Source organism: Eilatimonas milleporae (genome assembly GCF_003688555.1).
GTDB classification, from domain to species: domain Bacteria; phylum Pseudomonadota; class Alphaproteobacteria; order Sphingomonadales; family Kordiimonadaceae; genus Eilatimonas; species Eilatimonas milleporae.
In genome coordinates this window covers 299,637-316,455 of the sequence record NZ_REFR01000013.1, presented here as the reverse complement: position 1 = coordinate 316,455, position 16,819 = coordinate 299,637, and the positions used below count along the sequence as shown (strand labels likewise).

The 16,819-nt window shown below is 65.2% G+C and carries 12 protein-coding genes; 6 read left to right on the top strand and 6 right to left on the bottom strand.

Annotated elements, in window-relative coordinates:
- Positions 1-29: 29 nt before the first annotated feature.
- Positions 30-557 carry an inorganic diphosphatase gene (gene ppa / locus BXY39_RS14500; protein ID WP_121939586.1) on the top strand — a complete coding sequence of 176 codons (528 nt, stop codon included), beginning with the start codon at positions 30-32 and terminating at the stop codon, positions 555-557.
- Between the two features lie 362 nt (positions 558-919).
- On the opposite strand, the gene BXY39_RS14495 is transcribed toward ppa, so the two are convergent.
- Complete coding sequence (locus tag BXY39_RS14495; RefSeq protein WP_170163861.1) at positions 920-2,284, bottom strand: DUF418 domain-containing protein; 1,365 nt, start codon at positions 2,282-2,284, stop codon at positions 920-922.
- A gap of 408 nt (positions 2,285-2,692) precedes the next feature.
- On the bottom strand, positions 2,693-2,965 hold the full coding sequence (locus tag BXY39_RS14485; protein ID WP_121939583.1) for a hypothetical protein: 273 nt from the start codon (positions 2,963-2,965) through the stop codon (positions 2,693-2,695).
- Positions 2,966-3,317: 352 nt separating this feature from the next.
- On the opposite strand from BXY39_RS14485, the gene BXY39_RS14480 reads away from it, so the two are divergent.
- Positions 3,318-4,058, top strand: a complete 741-nt coding sequence (locus tag BXY39_RS14480) for a CoA transferase subunit A (RefSeq protein WP_121939643.1) — start codon at positions 3,318-3,320, stop codon at positions 4,056-4,058.
- 2 nt (positions 4,059-4,060) lie between these two features.
- Positions 4,061-4,690: a CoA transferase subunit B gene (locus BXY39_RS14475; RefSeq protein WP_121939582.1), complete on the top strand. Its 630-nt coding sequence runs from the start codon at positions 4,061-4,063 to the stop codon at positions 4,688-4,690.
- Between the two features lie 182 nt (positions 4,691-4,872).
- Here the strand turns inward: BXY39_RS14475 and BXY39_RS14470 are convergent, their stop codons facing one another.
- Complete coding sequence (locus BXY39_RS14470) at positions 4,873-6,030, bottom strand: S8 family peptidase (protein ID WP_121939581.1); 1,158 nt, start codon at positions 6,028-6,030, stop codon at positions 4,873-4,875.
- Between the two features lie 546 nt (positions 6,031-6,576).
- Between BXY39_RS14470 and BXY39_RS14465 the strand changes: the two genes are divergently transcribed.
- The gene (locus BXY39_RS14465) at positions 6,577-7,128 is read left to right on the top strand and encodes a PAS domain-containing protein (RefSeq protein WP_170163860.1); all 552 of its coding nucleotides are present in this window, start codon (positions 6,577-6,579) and stop codon (positions 7,126-7,128) included.
- 215 nt (positions 7,129-7,343) lie between these two features.
- Here BXY39_RS14465 and BXY39_RS14460 read toward each other — a convergent pair whose 3' ends face one another.
- Both BXY39_RS14460 and BXY39_RS14455 read right to left on the bottom strand, forming a co-directional pair.
- The gene (locus BXY39_RS14460) at positions 7,344-8,486 is read right to left on the bottom strand and encodes a S8 family serine peptidase (protein WP_121939579.1); all 1,143 of its coding nucleotides are present in this window, start codon (positions 8,484-8,486) and stop codon (positions 7,344-7,346) included.
- 480 nt (positions 8,487-8,966) lie between these two features.
- Positions 8,967-11,123, bottom strand: a complete 2,157-nt coding sequence (locus tag BXY39_RS14455; RefSeq protein WP_121939578.1) for a TonB-dependent receptor — start codon at positions 11,121-11,123, stop codon at positions 8,967-8,969.
- Between the two features lie 958 nt (positions 11,124-12,081).
- Between BXY39_RS14455 and BXY39_RS14450 the strand changes: the two genes are divergently transcribed.
- Positions 12,082-12,870: a hypothetical protein gene (locus BXY39_RS14450; RefSeq protein ID WP_121939577.1), complete on the top strand. Its 789-nt coding sequence runs from the start codon at positions 12,082-12,084 to the stop codon at positions 12,868-12,870.
- A gap of 394 nt (positions 12,871-13,264) precedes the next feature.
- On the top strand, positions 13,265-14,953 hold the full coding sequence (locus tag BXY39_RS19945) for a PepSY-associated TM helix domain-containing protein (protein ID WP_170163859.1): 1,689 nt from the start codon (positions 13,265-13,267) through the stop codon (positions 14,951-14,953).
- Between the two features lie 245 nt (positions 14,954-15,198).
- Here BXY39_RS19945 and tldD read toward each other — a convergent pair whose 3' ends face one another.
- Positions 15,199-16,647: a metalloprotease TldD gene (gene tldD / locus BXY39_RS14440; RefSeq protein WP_121939575.1), complete on the bottom strand. Its 1,449-nt coding sequence runs from the start codon at positions 16,645-16,647 to the stop codon at positions 15,199-15,201.
- Positions 16,648-16,819 lie beyond the last annotated feature (172 nt).

Sequence of the window (16,819 nt, the reverse complement as noted above, 5' to 3'; positions counted from 1 at the left end):
TCAGTATCTGCCCAAACAAGGACAAGAGCATGGATCTGAGCAAGATTTCCATCGGCGCCAACCCGCCCCACGACGTCAATGTGATCATCGAGGTGCCCGCCGGCACCGAGCCGGTGAAATACGAACTGGACAAGGATTCCGGCGCCCTGTTCGTCGACCGCATCATGCACACCGCCATGCGCTATCCGTGCAATTACGGCTTTATCCCGCATACGCTGGCCGATGACGGCGATCCGGTGGACGCGCTGCTCGCCAATCACACCCCCTTCATGCCCGGCTCCGTCGTCCGCTGCCGCCCGCTCGGCGTCCTGCTGATGGAGGACGAGGCCGGCCAGGACGAAAAACTCCTCATGGTGCCGGTGGACAAGCTGCACCCCTCCTATCAGGGCGTGCAAAGCTATACCGAACTGCCGGACATCTTCCTGCGCCAGATCGCCCACTTTTTCGAACACTACAAGGATCTGGAAGACGGCAAATGGGTCAAGGTCACCGGCTGGGACGGCCCGGAAAAGGCAGCCGCCCTCATCCAGGCCGCCATTGACGCCTATCGGGACTGACGCCGGCCTCAACAGGGCTGTTAATAAAATGCCGCCGTTTCCAATAATTGGAGACGGTGGCATTTTTGTTTTTCGGGATATGTGCGGTGCAATTCTGACTGGCCTGGAAAGAAAAAGCGGGCCCCTGGACCCCTGATGCACGCCGCTTGGGACGCTGCTGTCGCTAAGACAACTCGGGGTAACTCCAGCGCTTGCCCGCCATAGTCAGGCTAAAAAAATGACCATGAATAATCAAGGGTTTACTAAGTGCCTGAAATGACTCATTTCTTTGCATCATAGTAATGTGGCACTTGGTAAACCCTAGTATAAACTCTGACCACTAGCGCCTTTAGGGCGATATGGCATTTATACTTTCATATGACTTATGTTTGTAACGTCTGGCGGCGCAGCGGCTGCACCCGCCAGTAGGTCAGGCTGCGCCACAGCCATTCCGCCGGGCCGAACCGGTAGCGCGCCAGCCAGAACAGGCTGAACCACAGCTGAAAGGCCCACACGGCCACCATACCCGCCAGAATGTCCACCCGGCTGACCGCCAGATACCCGCCCAGGCCGACAAACACCGCCAGCCCGATAACGGACTGCATCAGATAATTGGTCAATGCCATGCGCCCGGTGGCGGCCAGCGCCCGCGTCAGCGGCAACCGGCCCGACCGGATCAGCAGGAACAGCAGGCCCAGATGCCCGAACGCCATGGCGATGCGCTCAACATCGTACCAGACGCTGTTCCAGGTGAAGACCACCATGTCGAAATCGCTGGCGGCGTAATCCCCCAGATGCCACAGGCGCAGGGGCACGGCCACGCCGTAGCCCACCAGCAGCGCCGTCATATAGCCGCGCGTCGATGCCGCGCCCTTCAGAAAGCCGGTCTTGAACAACGCCATGCCCAGCAGCATGGTGATCGCGCTGTCCCAGAACCCGAAAAAGCCCAGATACACCGTCTGCATCATCACCGCGATGGCCCAATAGGCCGCCGCCGCGCCGCTGTAACTGCCGCGCACGCTTTCGGCCTGGGATGCGATCCCTTCGGGCGACGGCATGGCAAAGGCCATGGCCTCGCGCAGGCCCTCATAGGCAAGGGTGTCCTCCGCGCTCGGGGTTTCGCCGCTTTCCACCCGCGCCTCATAAGCCGCCAGCTCGCCAAGACCCACCTCGGTCTGATAGCCATTGCCCAGGCTCAACAGGGCGCTGATCGCGGCGAACACGACGGCCCAGATCACCAGCGCCCGCACCGACAGCCGCCGGAACAGCCACAGCACCAGCCCCATCACCCCGTACAGAAACAGGATGTCGCCGTACCACAGCAGGATATAGGTATCCACCAGCCCCAGTACGATCAGCCAGCCGCTGCGCCGCAGGTGCAGGCCGCGCGCCCGCCCCGGTCCGAACCGCGCCTCGACCCGGCTCATGAACAGATAGACGCCGGCCCCGAACAGCATGCCGAATATGGCGCGGAACGTACCCTCGAACAGCAGGCTGGAGATGAACCAGGCCCAGTAGTCGCCGCTCTCCGGCGGGCCGAAAAAGCCCGGATTGATGGCAAAGCTGTAGGACAGCCCCATCACCACGGAATTCAGGATCAGAATGCCCAGCACCGCGACACCGCGCACGATGTCCAGGCTGGCGATGCGCTCCGCCCCCGTGGTCGGGGCGGTGCCGCCGGTGTCCGCGACGGCCGTCTCGCCCAGCGGCGCGGCCTGCGTGCCGTCCGCGCTTGCCGTATCGCTCATGATGAAATCCCCCCTTGTGGTCGTGTTTTTATGAAAAGTGTCGGCCGTCATTATGCCGGCCCCCCGGATCAAGGGCCCCCCGGATCAAGGGCCCCCCGGATCAAGGGCCTCCCCGATCAATGTCCCCGGCGGCATGGGCCAAACCCCGCACGCCACCCGCATCGCCGCATCCTTGCCCGGCGGAAACAGGGGTCCGGTCAGACCGGACCGACCCGTGAACGCACTCCGGACACACTCGGAACCTGACCAAATTCGGAAATTGGTCAAACTCGAAAACTGAAAAAACTCTGAAACCGGTAAAAAATCCGGCCGGGAAACGCTCCGACCGGACATGACCCCCAGATTTAAAAACAGTCCGATTTAAAAACAGTCCGATTTAAAAACAGTCCGGTTTAAAAACAGTCCGGCCTAGAAATAATCCGGCGCGCCCACCTCGGTCTGGCGCAGCACCCGGCGATAGGGCACCGGCAGGCGCACCGTCATCGCCGACAGGGCGGTGTCGAACGGGCGCACGCGGGCGCGTATCCAGCGCACCGGCCGCGCCGCCGCCGGCGTCGACGGGATCAGGAACATCAGCCCGATCAGGAACAGGATCAGTCCGAAGGGAATGGGCGTCAGCATCGCCAGCGTGCCCATCAGGACAAGGGCCGTGCCGATCACCCGGCAGATCATGCGTTTCATGACAAAATATCCTCGCTGTGTGTCGTGTTCATTGTTTTTTTGCCGTCTTTTTTGTCGTCGTTTTTGCTCTTTAGGTCCGGTCTTCGCTCCGGTCGCTCGCCGTGCCCGCGCCTTGGGCCGAGTCTCCGGATAGAGAGGGCCGTGGGCACGCACGCCGGACCCCCATAGCATAACACGTAAGGCTTTGCAGTCCATAGACAAGCGTTGCCCCCGCCACACGGCCTTGCGCCCCGGCCCGCGACGCGCTAAGCGGGGAACGCCTTCAACAGGTTTTGAAAAGCCCGCCGCCCGTCTCTGCGGCGCGGGACACGCCCCAGGCGGGACACCGCCCATCCGAGTGGAGGACACGGACGTGAGAAAAGTCTACGACACGGCGGATGCCGCCCTCGACGGCCTGCTGTTTGACGGCATGACCGTCATGGCCGGCGGCTTCGGCCTGTGCGGCATACCGGAAAACCTGATCGCCGCCCTGCACCGGGCCGGCACATCGGGTCTGACCGTCATTTCCAACAATTGCGGCGTCGACGGCTTCGGCCTCGGCCTTCTGCTGGACGCCCGCCGAATCAAAAAAATGCTCTCCTCCTATGTGGGGGAAAACAAGGAGTTCGAGCGCCAGTATCTCGACGGCGAGCTGGAACTGGAATTCAACCCCCAGGGCACCCTGGCCGAACGCATCCGCGCCGGCGGCGCCGGTATCCCCGGCTTCTACACCCGCACCGGCGTCGGCACCGTCATCGCCGAGGGTAAGGAGCACAAGGATTTCGACGGCCGCACCCATATCATGGAAACCGGCCTGACCGCCGACCTGTCGATTATCAAGGCGTGGAAGGCCGACACCGAGGGCAACCTGACCTTCCGCAAGACCGCGCGCAACTTCAACCCGATGATGGCCACCGCCGGACAGGTCACCGTGGCCGAGGTCGAGGAACTGGTCGAGCCCGGCGAACTGGACGCCGACCACATCCACACCCCCGGTATCTTCGTCCAGCGCATCATTCTGGGCACCCACGAAAAACGCATTGAACAGCGCACCACCCGCACGCGGGAAAGCGCCCGCGACATGGCCGGTGCCGCCACCGGCGAGGAGGTATAGACATGCCCTGGGACCGTAACGACATGGCCGCCCGCGCGGCCCGCGAACTTCAGGACGGATTTTACGTCAATCTCGGCATCGGTATCCCGACGCTTGTCGCCAACTACATCCCCGACGGCATGACCGTCACCCTTCAGTCGGAAAACGGCATGCTCGGCATGGGTCCCTTCCCGTATGAGGGCGAGGAAGACCCCGACCTGATCAATGCCGGCAAGCAGACCATCACCGAACTGCCCACATCCAGCTATTTTTCCAGCGCCGACAGTTTCGCCATGATCCGGGGCGGCCATATCGACCTGTCCATCCTCGGCGCGATGGAAGTGGCTGAAAACGGCGACCTCGCCAACTGGATGATCCCCGGCAAGATGGTCAAGGGCATGGGCGGCGCCATGGATCTGGTCGCCGGCGTCAAGCGGGTCGTCGTCATCATGGATCACACCAACAAAAAGGGCGAGCCCAAGCTTTTGAAGGACTGCACCCTGCCGCTGACCGGCCAGGGCGTGGTGGACCGGGTGATCACCAATCTCGGGGTGTTCGACGTGGCCGACGGCGGTCTCCGCATCGTCGAACTGGCGCCCGGGGTCACGGCGGACGATGTCCGCAGCCAGACCCAGGCGGCCATTGTCGCTTAAAACCGGCGCCTGAACAATCGCCTGAACAGTCATCCGAACCGGCGCCTGAACCGGACGCCAAGGACGGAATCGGGAACACACGCCCGCCCGGACACGCCCGGACAAGGCCGGACAAGGATAAATGCTGTCCGGCTGCGGACCCGGCCATGGCCGGGTCCGTGGCGTGTCGGTCGGGGGACGCCCTAGAACACGCAGATCGGGTCCGGGCTGCCGTCGGGGTCGCCGATGGCCACGCCGTCAAAGCGCACCGCGCCCAGAAGCAGAATGCCGGCCACATGCGGGGCCGCCATGGACGTGCCCGACAGGGTCTCATACCCGCCGTTCAGATAGGTGGACAGCACCCCCACACCCGGCGCCGCGCAGTCCACCGGCGGATTGCCGAAATTGGAAAAGCTGGCGAAACCGTCCGTCTCGTCGGTCGCCGACACCGTCCACACATTGGGATGCTCGACCCGGGCGGGCGATGTGGTGTTGGCATCGGCGCTTTCATTGCCGGCGGCCAGCACGAACAGAATGCCCCGGTCCGCCGCCGCGCGCACCGCACTGTCCAGCGCGTCCGAGGCCCCGCCGCCCAGGCTCATATTGGCCACATCGCCGGGGGCGGCGTTGGCCGCCACATGGTCGACACCCGCGATCACGTCCGACGTGGACCCGAAACCCAGCGTGCCCAGCACGCGGATACCGGCCACCGGGGCGCCCGGTGCCACGCCGACAACGCCGATGTCATTGTCCAGCGCGGCAATGGTGCCGGCCACATGGGTGCCGTGCCCGTTGAAATCCTCGATCGTGTTCAGGTCCAGCGTGACGAAATTGGCCGACCGGGCCACGTCCACATTCAGGTCGGGATGGTCCGAATCGATGCCCGTGTCGATGACCCAGGCGGTGCCGCCGGCGGTGCCCGTGCCGCCATTGACCCGCGTGATGCCGTAAGGCGTCTGCTGGGCCGGCTGCGGTCCGCCGATGATGCCGCCGATCAGCCCCCCGATCACGCCGTTCCGGCCCCCCCCGGTAAAGGCATAGACGGGCTTGTCCGCCTCATAATAGGCGATATCCGGGTTGGCGGCCGCGATGGCCGCCGCGATGGCCGCCGGCATGCGGGCGGAAAATCCGCGCAGCGCCGCCGTGTAGACATGGCGCTGTGTCAGGCCGTGGGCTTGCAGGATGCGGCTGACGGCCGCCCGGACCCGGTCCTCGCCCACATCGTCCCTGAAAACGAAGATATAACTGTCGCGCACCGCCTCGATGCTCTGGGCGGACAGGGGCGCCTGCGCGGACGCCGGTGCCGCCATGCACAGGCCCGCCGCCAGGACGCCGGCTTTGAAAGTGGATTTTACAGACATTCCGATCTCCTCTTATCGGTCAGAAAATGCCCCTATCAGGTGTGGTCGTGCCACGGACGTTTCTTTTTTTCCCGTAAAAGGGGTAATTAGATCGCGCAAAACCACCGGAAAGGCTTTGTGTAAAATTATGGCATGAAAAGGGGCAATCTATGGTAGTTTCAAGGCTGTGCCCTGTGTAAGGCCCATGTCACGGATGCCTCTGTACGGACGCCTATGCCACGGACGCTTATGTACGGATATCCGTGTGTCGTGTCGCGCCGGGTGCGGTCCGGATCTCCGGACAATGTTCCGAATTAATGTATGGTATTCGGTCAAAAAACGATAAATCTTTAAAAAAATTGAGTTCTTTGTTAAAAAAATATACAAATAACGAGTATGACAGGTACTTATGCAATTAAAGGAAGCACTATTTACATTAGTATTAATATATTTTTTAACCGATATATCAGGCTATGAGTCTTGAGTACTATAATGTTCACCATTATTACCTGATTGTGTAGTGCCGGGATACTGGGCGTACTTGAGATTGGGGTCGAGGTGCCGCCTTTGAAATTACCAAGTGTGGCGAATGTGCGGGAAATCCGGCAGGTCGCCGATGCGTGGAACGCATGGCGCCGCGGTGCCTTGCTGCCGCGCCGCGACCAGATGCGCCTGAAAGACCTGGACGGTGTGTTCGACCGGTGTTTCATGCTGGAAATGCGCTCGCCCACGGAAATGGTCTTTGTTTTCATGGGGTCCATGTTCCAGCGTGTCACCGGTCATGACTATACCGGGCTGAATTTTCTCGAATACAGCGATCCGGGCATCCGTGCCCTGCGCAGCCGCCGCATGATGACCCTTGTCAACAAACCCTGTGCCTGTGTCTGGACGATCTGTGACGAGACTCTTCCCATGGACACCCCCCGCTTTGTCGGTCTGGCGCTGCCGCTTCTGCCGACCGAACCCTGCCGCCCGCCCTTCGTCTTCGAGGTCATGGCGGTGCTGGACGACGACATCCTGATCGAACGCGCGCCCGAACCCGGTGTTCTCCGCCTGACCGACATGTTCCGTTATATCGATATCGGCGCCGGGCATCCGGGCCGCGAGCTGGAAAGCTGACCATCCGGACCGCGCCTGGTCGGCATGCACGCGGACAGTGTGGATTCAGGCAGTGTGGACTCAGGCAGTGTGGATTCAGGCGGTATGGACTCAGGCGGGGGCGGTGCGCCCGCCCTTGCGGGCCGGCCTGTTGGTCGGCTCGGTCGCTGACCCGTCATGGAAAAGGCCCGGCGGTGCCGCCGGGCCTTTCCTCGTGGGTGGTCAGGCCTGCGTGTTTAGAACACGCAGATCGGGTCCGGGCTGCCGTCCGGATCGTTGATCGCCGACCCGGAAAAATTCGGGCTGCCGAACAGCAGGATACCGGCCACGTGCGGCGCCGCCATGGACGTGCCCGACAGGGTGGCATAGCCGCCGTTCAGATGGGTGGACAGCACGCCCACGCCCGGCGCCGCGCAGTCGACCGGCGGGTTGCCGAAATTGGAGAACCAGGCAAAGACATCGTTCGAATCAATCGCCGACACGGTCCAGATATTGGGGTGGTTGGCGCGCGCGGGCGACCGGGTCGCCGCGTCCGTGCTCTCATTGCCGGCGGCCAATGCGAACAGGATGCCACGGCTGGCGGCGGAAATCACCGCATTGTCCAGCGCGCTGGAGGCCCCGCCGCCCAGGCTCATATTGGCCACCTCGCCGGGTGCGGCATTGGCCGCCACATAGTCAACGCCGGCGATCACGCCCGACAGGGTGCCGGAGCCGCGATTGTCCAGTACGCGGATGGCGACCACGGTCGCCCCCGGCGCCACGCCGACAACGCCGATGCCGTTGTCCAGTGCCGCGATGGTGCCGGCCACATGGGTGCCGTGACCGGTGCCGTCCTCAACCGTGTTGGGGCCGGACGTGATGAAATTGGCCGACCGGGCCAGGTCGATGTTCAGGTCCGGATGGTCGGTGTCGATGCCGGTGTCCAGCACCCACACCGTCCTGCCGACGCCGCTGGTGCCGCCATTGACGCGGGTGATGCCGTAAGGCGTCTGCTGGGCCGGCTGGTTGGCGCTGTTGACGCCGCCGGCGGCCTGATAGGCATGGACGATCCGGTCGGCCTCATAATAGGCGATGTTGGGATTGCTGGCGGCAATCTTGGCGGCCACCGCCGCCGGCATGCGGCCGGAAAAGCCCTTGATCGCGGTGTTGTAGACATGCCGTTGCATCACCAGGCTGGCACCCGCCCGGTTTTCGCTGATGATTTTCGAAACTTCATTTGCTACTTTTCCGCGTTCCATAGTGTCCTTAAAGACGAATATGTAACTGTCGCGGACCGCTTCGATATCCTGTGCCGACATGGGCTGCTGGGCCGTCGCCGACCCCGCCGATGCCACACAAAAAGCCATTAAAGCGATGCTGTAAAACGTCTTTCTGATCATAACCCTTCCCCGTTTTGGGCATATCCACGCCCGGTTCCATTGCTAGTGGGCCGGCACCCTAACAATGGTTTATAACTATCGTAAAGAGGGAAATTTATTTTGAAGTAAACTTTATGGATGCATCCAATATGCACCTATAAAGTTTAAAGCCACCCCTCATAAGTGAGGAGTGGCGCGGGTTTTCCAGTGGGACCACCAGTGGGACAGGCTGCTGTGATGGGATGGATATAGGGCGGGGGCGCCGAAAATCCGACAAAACCCGTCGGATATTTTCCGGAATATTTTTTGCCCCCATCCCGGATTGACCGGTTTCAGGGCGGCCGTTCCGCCGCGCGGCCGTCCCAAAAGGGGGCAGGGCGCCCCGGACCCGCCCGCTGCCTGTGCCGACTCAGGAACACTCCGCTTCGGGGGACACTCCGCTTCGGGGGCGCCCTGCTTCGGGGGCGCCCCGCGTCAGGTCACCGAACGCTCAGTGGCTGTTCAGTACCGGATTCGGTATGTCAGCGACACGCGCCGCCCCGGCCCCTGCACATTGGAGAATTGCGAATTGAACGCCTGGTTGATCACCGGCAGATAGGCAGTGTCGAACAGGTTGGTCACACCCACGCTCAACTCGCCCGGCCCGATGTCGAAATTGTTGTACAGGTCCACCAGGACATAATCGTCAATCTCGCTGCCGCCGCCGAACGCGGTGGAATTGTTGGACTGGGTGCCCGAATAGAAAATCTGGGCGAAAACGCGCCACCAGTCTTTCGGCGCATAGTCCACATACCCGGTGATTTTCTCCGGCGGGACGCGGGTGGTCGGCAGGTCCTCGTCAAAATTGCCGTCATTGTCCAGGTCTGTCCTGCCGTCGATCAGCGACAGGGTGCCGCCCAGGCGCAGATTGTCCGCCGGGCTGACGTTGACGGCGGCCTCGAACCCCCAGATTTCCTCCGGCAGGGTCAGGATGTTCAGGTCCTGATCGAACGAGGCGCCGTTGTCGGATTCGCTGTAAAAACCGGCCAGGGTGAAATCGACCATGCCATACTGTCCGCGCAGGCCCAGCTCGTAATTGTCCGTGCGCACGAACTCCAGCTCGATCTCCTCCAGCGTGTCGAAGGTGCCGTCGGTGACGACGCGCAGAATATCGCCCGGCGAAAACGACTGGGAAAACCCGCCGAACAGGGTCAGCCCCTCGCTCAGAAAGGCGCTCGCCGACAGGTTCACCAGCGCTTCCGAACCCGACACCTCGCCGCTCGGCTCAATCTCGGTGATGTCGATGGTCACATCCTCATAGCGCAGGCCGCCGGTGATGATGCCGATGGACCCGACCGGGACTTCAACCTGCGCGAAGCCGGCGACGGCGTCCTGGTCGCCGGTGGCGCTCCTGCCCGCGCCGGTCACCTCGAACTGGCGGGTTTCGTCGTTCAGATAATCCACCCCCCAGGTCACGTCGAAGGTCAGGCCGTCCAGCCGCACCGGCGTGTCCACCGTGGTGCGCAGGCCGACTTTTTCCGATGTGATCTCGGTCTGCTCGAAACCGGGGAACAGGGTGAAGACATTGTCGATCTCCTGATAAAAGCCCTGGACGTTCAGGCTGCTGCCCAGAATGTCCTTGTTGGCGTAGGACAGGTTGACATTGGTCGACACATTGCCGGGGTCGGCGTCCTGATTGTTGCCGCGCACCGCCACCTCCGGCCGGAAGGGCGGCAGAAACTGCTCGACCCCTTCCGTCGACCGCAGGCCGAAATCCGCGTCCTGGCGGATGCTGAAACGGTTGAAACTGCCCTCCAGGCGCTGGTTCTCGTCCAGATCGTAGCCCAGTTTGACGAAGGCATTGTATTCATCCGATTCGTCCAGGCCCCCTTGCGCGCCCACCGGGTCCACCGGGCGCCGGTTGCCGTCCGCGTCAAAGGTGTTTTCGCGGCGCACATAGGTGCCGCTGACCACATAGTCGAACTTGTCCTCGGCGCCGGACACCATCACATGCGTGTCCCAGGCGACCGAGCCGTCGAACTGGTTGGTGGAAAAGCTCATGCCCGCGCGGGCGACCACGTTCAGCTCGCCGTCTTCCGGTTTCTTGGTGATGTAATTGATCAGGCCGCCGTCGGCGCCGAAGCCGTAGACCGCCGACCCGCCGCGAATCACCTCGATCTGCTCGATCGCGTCGATGTCGATGGATTGCAGCGACCGCTGGCCGTTCCGCAGCGTCGTGCCCTGCGGCACGCCGTCGATCAGGGTCTGGAAATTGCGCCCGCGCAGCTGCTGGCCGAAATCGGTCAGGGCCTCGGTCGACGGGCTGAAACCCGGCACCTTTTGCGCCAGGATCGACCCGGCGGACCGGTTGAAGATGCCCTGAAGCTCCAGGTCCGCCGCCGTCACCACCGAGATTGAGCGCGTCACGTCGGAAATCGGCGTCTCCACCCGGTTGACCGAGGTGACGACGATTTCCTCGATGATGCCCGACGTGTCCTGTGTCACCACCGGCTGCGCCTGCGCCGCCGCGCGTCCCGACACCGCGCCGGCCGCCATGCCGACCGTCAGCGTCGCCGCCATCAGCGCCAGCGGCGACACGCCGGCCCGCAAGCGGTTCCCCCCCGGTTTTTGCTCCAGCGGCTTTCTTCGCGGCGTGGCCGTGTTTCTCTCATGAATCATTGTTTCCACCCTTTTTGATCGTTCTTGAACCCAGTGCTGAATATCAGTGCCAAATCAGTGCGATGCCGGCCATGGGGGCCCGGACAGCCCGCCACACGGAAACGCTCGGCCACCGGCCTTTCCGGATACGGGAACCCGGCGACACCGCGCCCCGTAAACACGCAAGCGCCGCCCGCGATGCAAAACCCGTGTCCCGCCCCGCAGGCCCTGCCTCTTGCGGGCTGCCCGCATACCTCTGACGGCCCGTATGCCTCCGCCGTCCGTGCCCCGTGAGCGTTCCCAACCCCTAAGGGCTCGAATCCCTAAGCGGTCCTGACCCCCTCGGTGTCCTGAACCGGCACGCGTTCCGAACCCTCGGGTGTCCTGACCATCCGAGCGTTCCGGCCCCCGTGTCTCCTTGTCCGCGCCTGCGCCGCCGCCCGTGCCCGGACGGGTCACCCCAGCGCTGCCTCACACGCCGCCGAAACACATGCCGCCGAAACACATGCCGCCGAAACACATCCCGACACAGGCCCCTCTCCGCAGGCCAGGCAGCCCGGCCGGACAGGCCCGGCCATGCCTGCGCGGCCCCGGCTGCGTCACGGCCCCATGTCCAGGTGCGGGTACCAGTGCGGTCGCCAGTACAAGTGCGGTGACCACTGCCGGTGCGGTTACCAGTGCGGCCGGCGCCCCTCTCGTGCCAGAGAAAACACATTCTGTAAATAAGATTTATTTGCATTATCGATCTTACTTGTGCATAACCCGTGCACAGGTAGTGCCTCGCCTTAAGGGCTTGGCATACAAGCGCTCCGTGCCTAAAGCTGTCGGGCCCGGCATGCCCCTTGCGGGGCGGGCGCTTTCGCCCCGGATGGATGCCGGTCGGCGACGGGCGCGACCATGCCGGCGGCCCGAAAATACCGGCGCAATGCGGAAACCGGCGCGACACGGATGGATTGACCATGGGCGGATACAGGCGGACATGACCGTTTTTCTCTATGTCATCGGCACCATGGCCCTCGCGGCCGGCGTCGCCGCCCTGTACCGGGCGTGGCAGGCGCGCCAAAACCACGGTCATCAGGGTCGGCACCGCCAAAATCAGGAACATCAGGGCCGGGATCATCCGGGCAGCCCCCGGCGCTGGACCGTGGCCGGCTGGGGTCTGCTCGTCGCCGGTCTGACACTGTGGGGTTTTGCCAATGGCGACCGGGGCGTGGCCGCCGGCATCGCCGTGGCCATCGCGCTCGCCGGCGGCCTGTTGGCCGTCCGCGCCCGTGACGCCTTGCGCGGTGGCGCCGCCACCCCGGCCCGTGCCGCCAATCGTAACGCGGGTCGTACCGCCAGTCGCACCGCCAGCCGCACCCGTGGCCGCTCCGATGCGGGGCGCCCTGTGCCCGGTGGGGCAGGGGCCGGCGCGTCGGGCGCATCCGGTTCTGCGGCGGGCACGGCTGTTTCACCGGCGATTGTACCGGCGATTTCACTGGCGGTTCTACCGGCGCTGGGGCGGTCCGGTGCCTTTGTCACGGCGTTCCTGCTGGCGGGGCCGGGGGCCGGCGCCGCCGCCCTTCTGGTGACGCTGGCGGTGCTGCATGGCCTGACTCGTCTCGGCGTCGCCGAACCCGACCGGCTCGTCACCGCCTTTTTCCTGGTGCAGATCGTCTGGGCCGCGCTCGCCGTTCTCGTGCTGATGGACGGGCGCCGGTGGCGGCGGGCCGGGCTGCTCGCCGGCATATCCGCCGCGGCCGCCGCCGTGCTCGCGGCCGGCGCGTAAAGGGGAAAGACGTATGACACACTCCACCGGCACCGGCAGGCCCGCATCGGGCGCCCCATCCGCTCCGGGTCTTTCATCCGCTTCGGGTCTTTCATCCGTTTCGGGGCCTTCATCCGCTCCGGTGTCTGCGGCCGTGCCGCCCGCCCGCCCGGACCCGGTTGCCGGCCCGGCGTCAGCCGCCACCGCCGGACCCGCCGCGCGCCCCGATCAAAACGCCGAGCACAGGACCGACCACAGGCCCGGCCCCAGCCCTGATCACAGCCCTGATCACAGGCCCGGCCCCAACGCCCCGCGCCGTCCGGCCGGCGGCGCGGGGGGCGGCGCGGGGGGCGGCAAAGCGTCGGCCAGACGGGTCGGCGCCGCCCTGTCCGCCCATTCGGCCATCGGCCTCACCGTGGCGGCACTCCTCTACATCCTCAGTCTCAGCGGCGTGCTCTCCGTCTTCAATCACGAGCTTCAGCGCTGGGAGCAGCCCGGCGCGCCGGAAATGGCCGCCATCGACCCCGCCACGGTCGACCGCGCCGCCGCCGCCGTGATGGCGGGCGAGCCCGCGCCGACCGACCATTTCTTCGTTCAGCTGCCCACGCCCGACATGCCGCGCGTGGTGGTGACCACCGACAACAGGGCCGTGTTCATCCGCCCCGACGGCACCATCGCCGGGGCGGAGGCCCATCCCTGGACCCAGTTCATCCTCGATCTGCACTATTATCTGCATCTGCCCCATGTGGCCGGGCTGACGCTGGTCGGCGCCCTCGGGGCCATGCTGCTCGGCCTGTCGCTGTCCGGGCTGCTCGCCCATCCGCGCATTTTCCGCGACGCCTTCGCCGTCCGTCTCGGCGGCAGCCCGCGCCTCGCCTTCGCCGACCTGCACAACCGCCTGGCCGTGTGGACCGCGCCCTTTCACATTTCCAGCGCGCTTACCGGCGCCATGCTCGGGCTCGCCTCGGTCATGGCCTTCGGCATTGCCGCCCTCTGGTATGACGGCGATGTCGAGGCCGTCTATGCCCCCATTTTCGGGGATGAACCGGCGCCCGACGCGGCGCCGGCGCCGCTCGCCGCCATCGGCGCCGCGCTCACCCATATGCGCGCGGCGCACGGCGACCTCCTGCCCACCTATGTCATCCTGCACGAGCCCGCGACCGCCGGCCAGCATCTGCAAATCCTCGCCGAGCACCCGCGCCGCCTGATCTTCGGCGATTATTACGCCTTTGCCGCCGACGGCACGCCGCTGGCCCCCGCCGGCCTCGCCGCCGGCACCCTCGGCCAGCAGATCGCCGCCTCGGCCTATCAGGTCCATTTCGGCTCCTTCGGCGGCCTCTGGGTCAAGATCGCCTATGGTGTGTTCGGCACCGCGCTCGCCGTCGTCATCGCCTCCGGCGTCGCCGTCTATCTCGTGCGCCGCCGGTCCAGGGGCCGCCCGGCCGCGCGCCTCGCCACCGCGCGCCTCGCCGCCGTCTGGTCCGCCATCGTCTGGGGCACCCCCGCCGCCCTCGCCCTCACCATGGCCACCGCCCTGACCGGCCCACTGGCCGTCTCTCAGCTCGCCTCCCAGGCCGGCCCTCTGCCCGATTCCCCGTCCGCCTCCCAGACCGTCTCCCAGACCGCCTCCCGGCAGGCTGGTTCTCAGGCCGCCTCCCAAACCGGCTCCCAGACCGCCTCCAAGCAGGCTGGTTCTCAGGCCGCCTCCCAAGCTGGCTCTCAGGCCGCTTCTCAGGTCGCCTCTCAAACCGGCTCCCTGACCGATTCTCTTCCTCCGGCCGGCACGCTGCCGCCGGGCGTCCTGGTCGCGGTTTTCTGGGGGTTTCTCGCGGTGGCCGTGCTCATCGCCGCCGCCGTTTCCGCCGACCCCGCCCGCCTGTCGCGCTTTTTGCGCGCGTTCACCGGCGTGTCGCTTTCCGTCGCACTCGCCGGCCACACCCTCACCCACGGCGCCGCCGCCGCCGCGCCCGCCGGCCTGCCCGTCACCGCCGTTTTCGCGGTCGCGGCCGTCCTGTTCCTCCTCCCCCTCCTGCGCACACGCGCTGCCGCCCCGCGCCTGCCGGCCGCCCGTCTCGACAAGCCGCCCGCCCGACCGGCGGAATAGTCGTTTTCAGGAACCCGGTGCCGGAGATAACACCCGCATCGCCCGTCAAGACAAGCAGTGCGCGCGGGACAGGCAGGGTGCGCCGGACAAGGTGTCCAGGGAATGCGTGGGCGGATGGCGGCATGCGGTGGACGGCAACGACCGTGCCGGAACCGCCGTACCTGTGTGCCGGGCGCGTATGTTTAGCCCGCGCCTGCGCCTGCGGGAGAGGGAGCGCGCGCGGGGGGTGTAAGGACCTTTGCGTCTCAGGCGGCCGTGCCGCCCACCGTCAGTCCGTCGATGCGCAGTGTCGGCTGGCCGATGCCCACGGGCACCTGCTGGCCGTTCTTGCCGCAGGTGCCGACGCCGCTGCCCATTTTCAGGTCGTTGCCGATCATGCTGACGCGGGTGAGCACGTCGGGGCCGTTGCCGATCAGGGTCGCGCCCTTGACCGGTTCGGCCACCCGGCCGCCGCGAATGCGGTAGGCCTCGGTGCAGGTGAAAACGAATTTGCCCGAGGTGATGTCCACCTGACCGCCGCCGAAGCTGACGGCGAAGAGGCCGTCCTCGACGCTGGCGAGAATTTCCGCCGGGTCGTGGCTGCCGGCCAGCATGTAGGTGTTGGTCATGCGCGGCATCGGCGCGTGGGCGAAGCTTTGCCGGCGGCCGTTGCCGGTGGCGCTCTGCCCCATCAGGCGGGCGTTCAGCCTGTCCTGCATATAGCCCTTGAGGATGCCGTCCTCGATCAGCACGGTTTCGCCCGTGGGCGTGCCCTCATCGTCGATGGTGAGCGAGCCGCGTTCCTCCGGCATGGTGCCGTCATCGATGACGGTGACGCCGGGGGCGGCGACACGCTCGCCCATCAGGCCGGCGAAGGCGGAGGTCTTCTTGCGGTTGAAATCGCCCTCGAGGCCGTGGCCGACCGCCTCGTGCAGGAGCACGCCGGGCCAGCCCGGACCGATGACCACGGTCATCTCGCCCGCCGGCGCCGCGACGCTTTCCAGATTGACGGTGGCGAGACGCACGGCCTCGTCCACCTGGGAGCGCCACTGGGCGGGGTCGAACAGGAAGCCGTAGTCGCGCCGGGCGCCGTCGCCCTCATAGCCGGTTTCCTGACGGTCGCCTTCGCCCATGACCACGGACACGTTGAGCCGCGTCAGCGGCCGGATGTCGCGCATGCGTTCGCCGCCGGCGCGCAGAATGTCCACCGCTCGCCAGCTGCCGAGCAGCGACGCGCTGACCTGGCGCACGCGCGGATCGGCGGCGCGGGCATAGGCGTCCACCTCTTCCAGCAGGGCGACCTTGTCGGCAAAGGGGATGCCGCCGAGAGGATCGGCGTCGCTGTAGAATTTCTCGTTCGTGCGGGCGGGCGCCAGGCTCATGGCGCCGTCCTCGCCGGTGCGGACCGCCTGAACCGTGTCGGCCGCCCGCTTGAGGGCGGGTTCGGACAGGTCGGTCGCGTGCGCATAACCGGTGGATTCGCCCGTCACCGCCCTGAGGCCGAAGCCCTGCGCTGAATCAAAACTGGCCGATTTGAGACGCCCGTCATCGAAACTGAACGCTTCCGAGCGCGAGGTTTCGACAAAAAGCTCGCCGTCATCCATGCCGGTCAGGGCCGTATCGACAATGCGTTCGGCGGTTTGAATATCCAGATCGCCCTCCTTGAACGGATCGAACAGGGCGGACGCGTCTTGGGGCAGGGATTGTGCGGGCATGCGGATCTCCGGACAGAACTGACACTGGGTTACGTCAGACTCAATTGATACGTCGGACTAATGGTACGTTCGGACTAAGATGGCGTTTTTGGCGCCTTTGCCAAGCGTTTAAGCGTTTGATGCCGGTATTCCCGGCACCATGCGACTGCCATACAGGATAGGCCCCCTTGAT

Excerpts from the sequence above, each read along its gene's own strand:
- ppa (WP_121939586.1), top strand. The coding sequence starts at position 30 with ATGGATCTGAGCAAGATTTCCATCGGCGCCAACCCGCCCCACGACGTC.
- BXY39_RS14455 (WP_121939578.1), bottom strand. The coding sequence starts at position 11,123 with ATGATTCATGAGAGAAACACGGCCACGCCGCGAAGAAAGCCGCTGGAG.
- BXY39_RS14485 (WP_121939583.1), bottom strand. The coding sequence starts at position 2,965 with ATGAAACGCATGATCTGCCGGGTGATCGGCACGGCCCTTGTCCTGATG.
- BXY39_RS14470 (WP_121939581.1), bottom strand. The coding sequence starts at position 6,030 with ATGTCTGTAAAATCCACTTTCAAAGCCGGCGTCCTGGCGGCGGGCCTG.
- BXY39_RS14475 (WP_121939582.1), top strand. The coding sequence starts at position 4,061 with ATGCCCTGGGACCGTAACGACATGGCCGCCCGCGCGGCCCGCGAACTT.
- BXY39_RS14450 (WP_121939577.1), top strand. The coding sequence starts at position 12,082 with ATGACCGTTTTTCTCTATGTCATCGGCACCATGGCCCTCGCGGCCGGC.
- BXY39_RS14460 (WP_121939579.1), bottom strand. The coding sequence starts at position 8,486 with ATGATCAGAAAGACGTTTTACAGCATCGCTTTAATGGCTTTTTGTGTG.
- BXY39_RS14495 (WP_170163861.1), bottom strand. The coding sequence starts at position 2,284 with ATGAGCGATACGGCAAGCGCGGACGGCACGCAGGCCGCGCCGCTGGGC.
- tldD (WP_121939575.1), bottom strand. The coding sequence starts at position 16,647 with ATGCCCGCACAATCCCTGCCCCAAGACGCGTCCGCCCTGTTCGATCCG.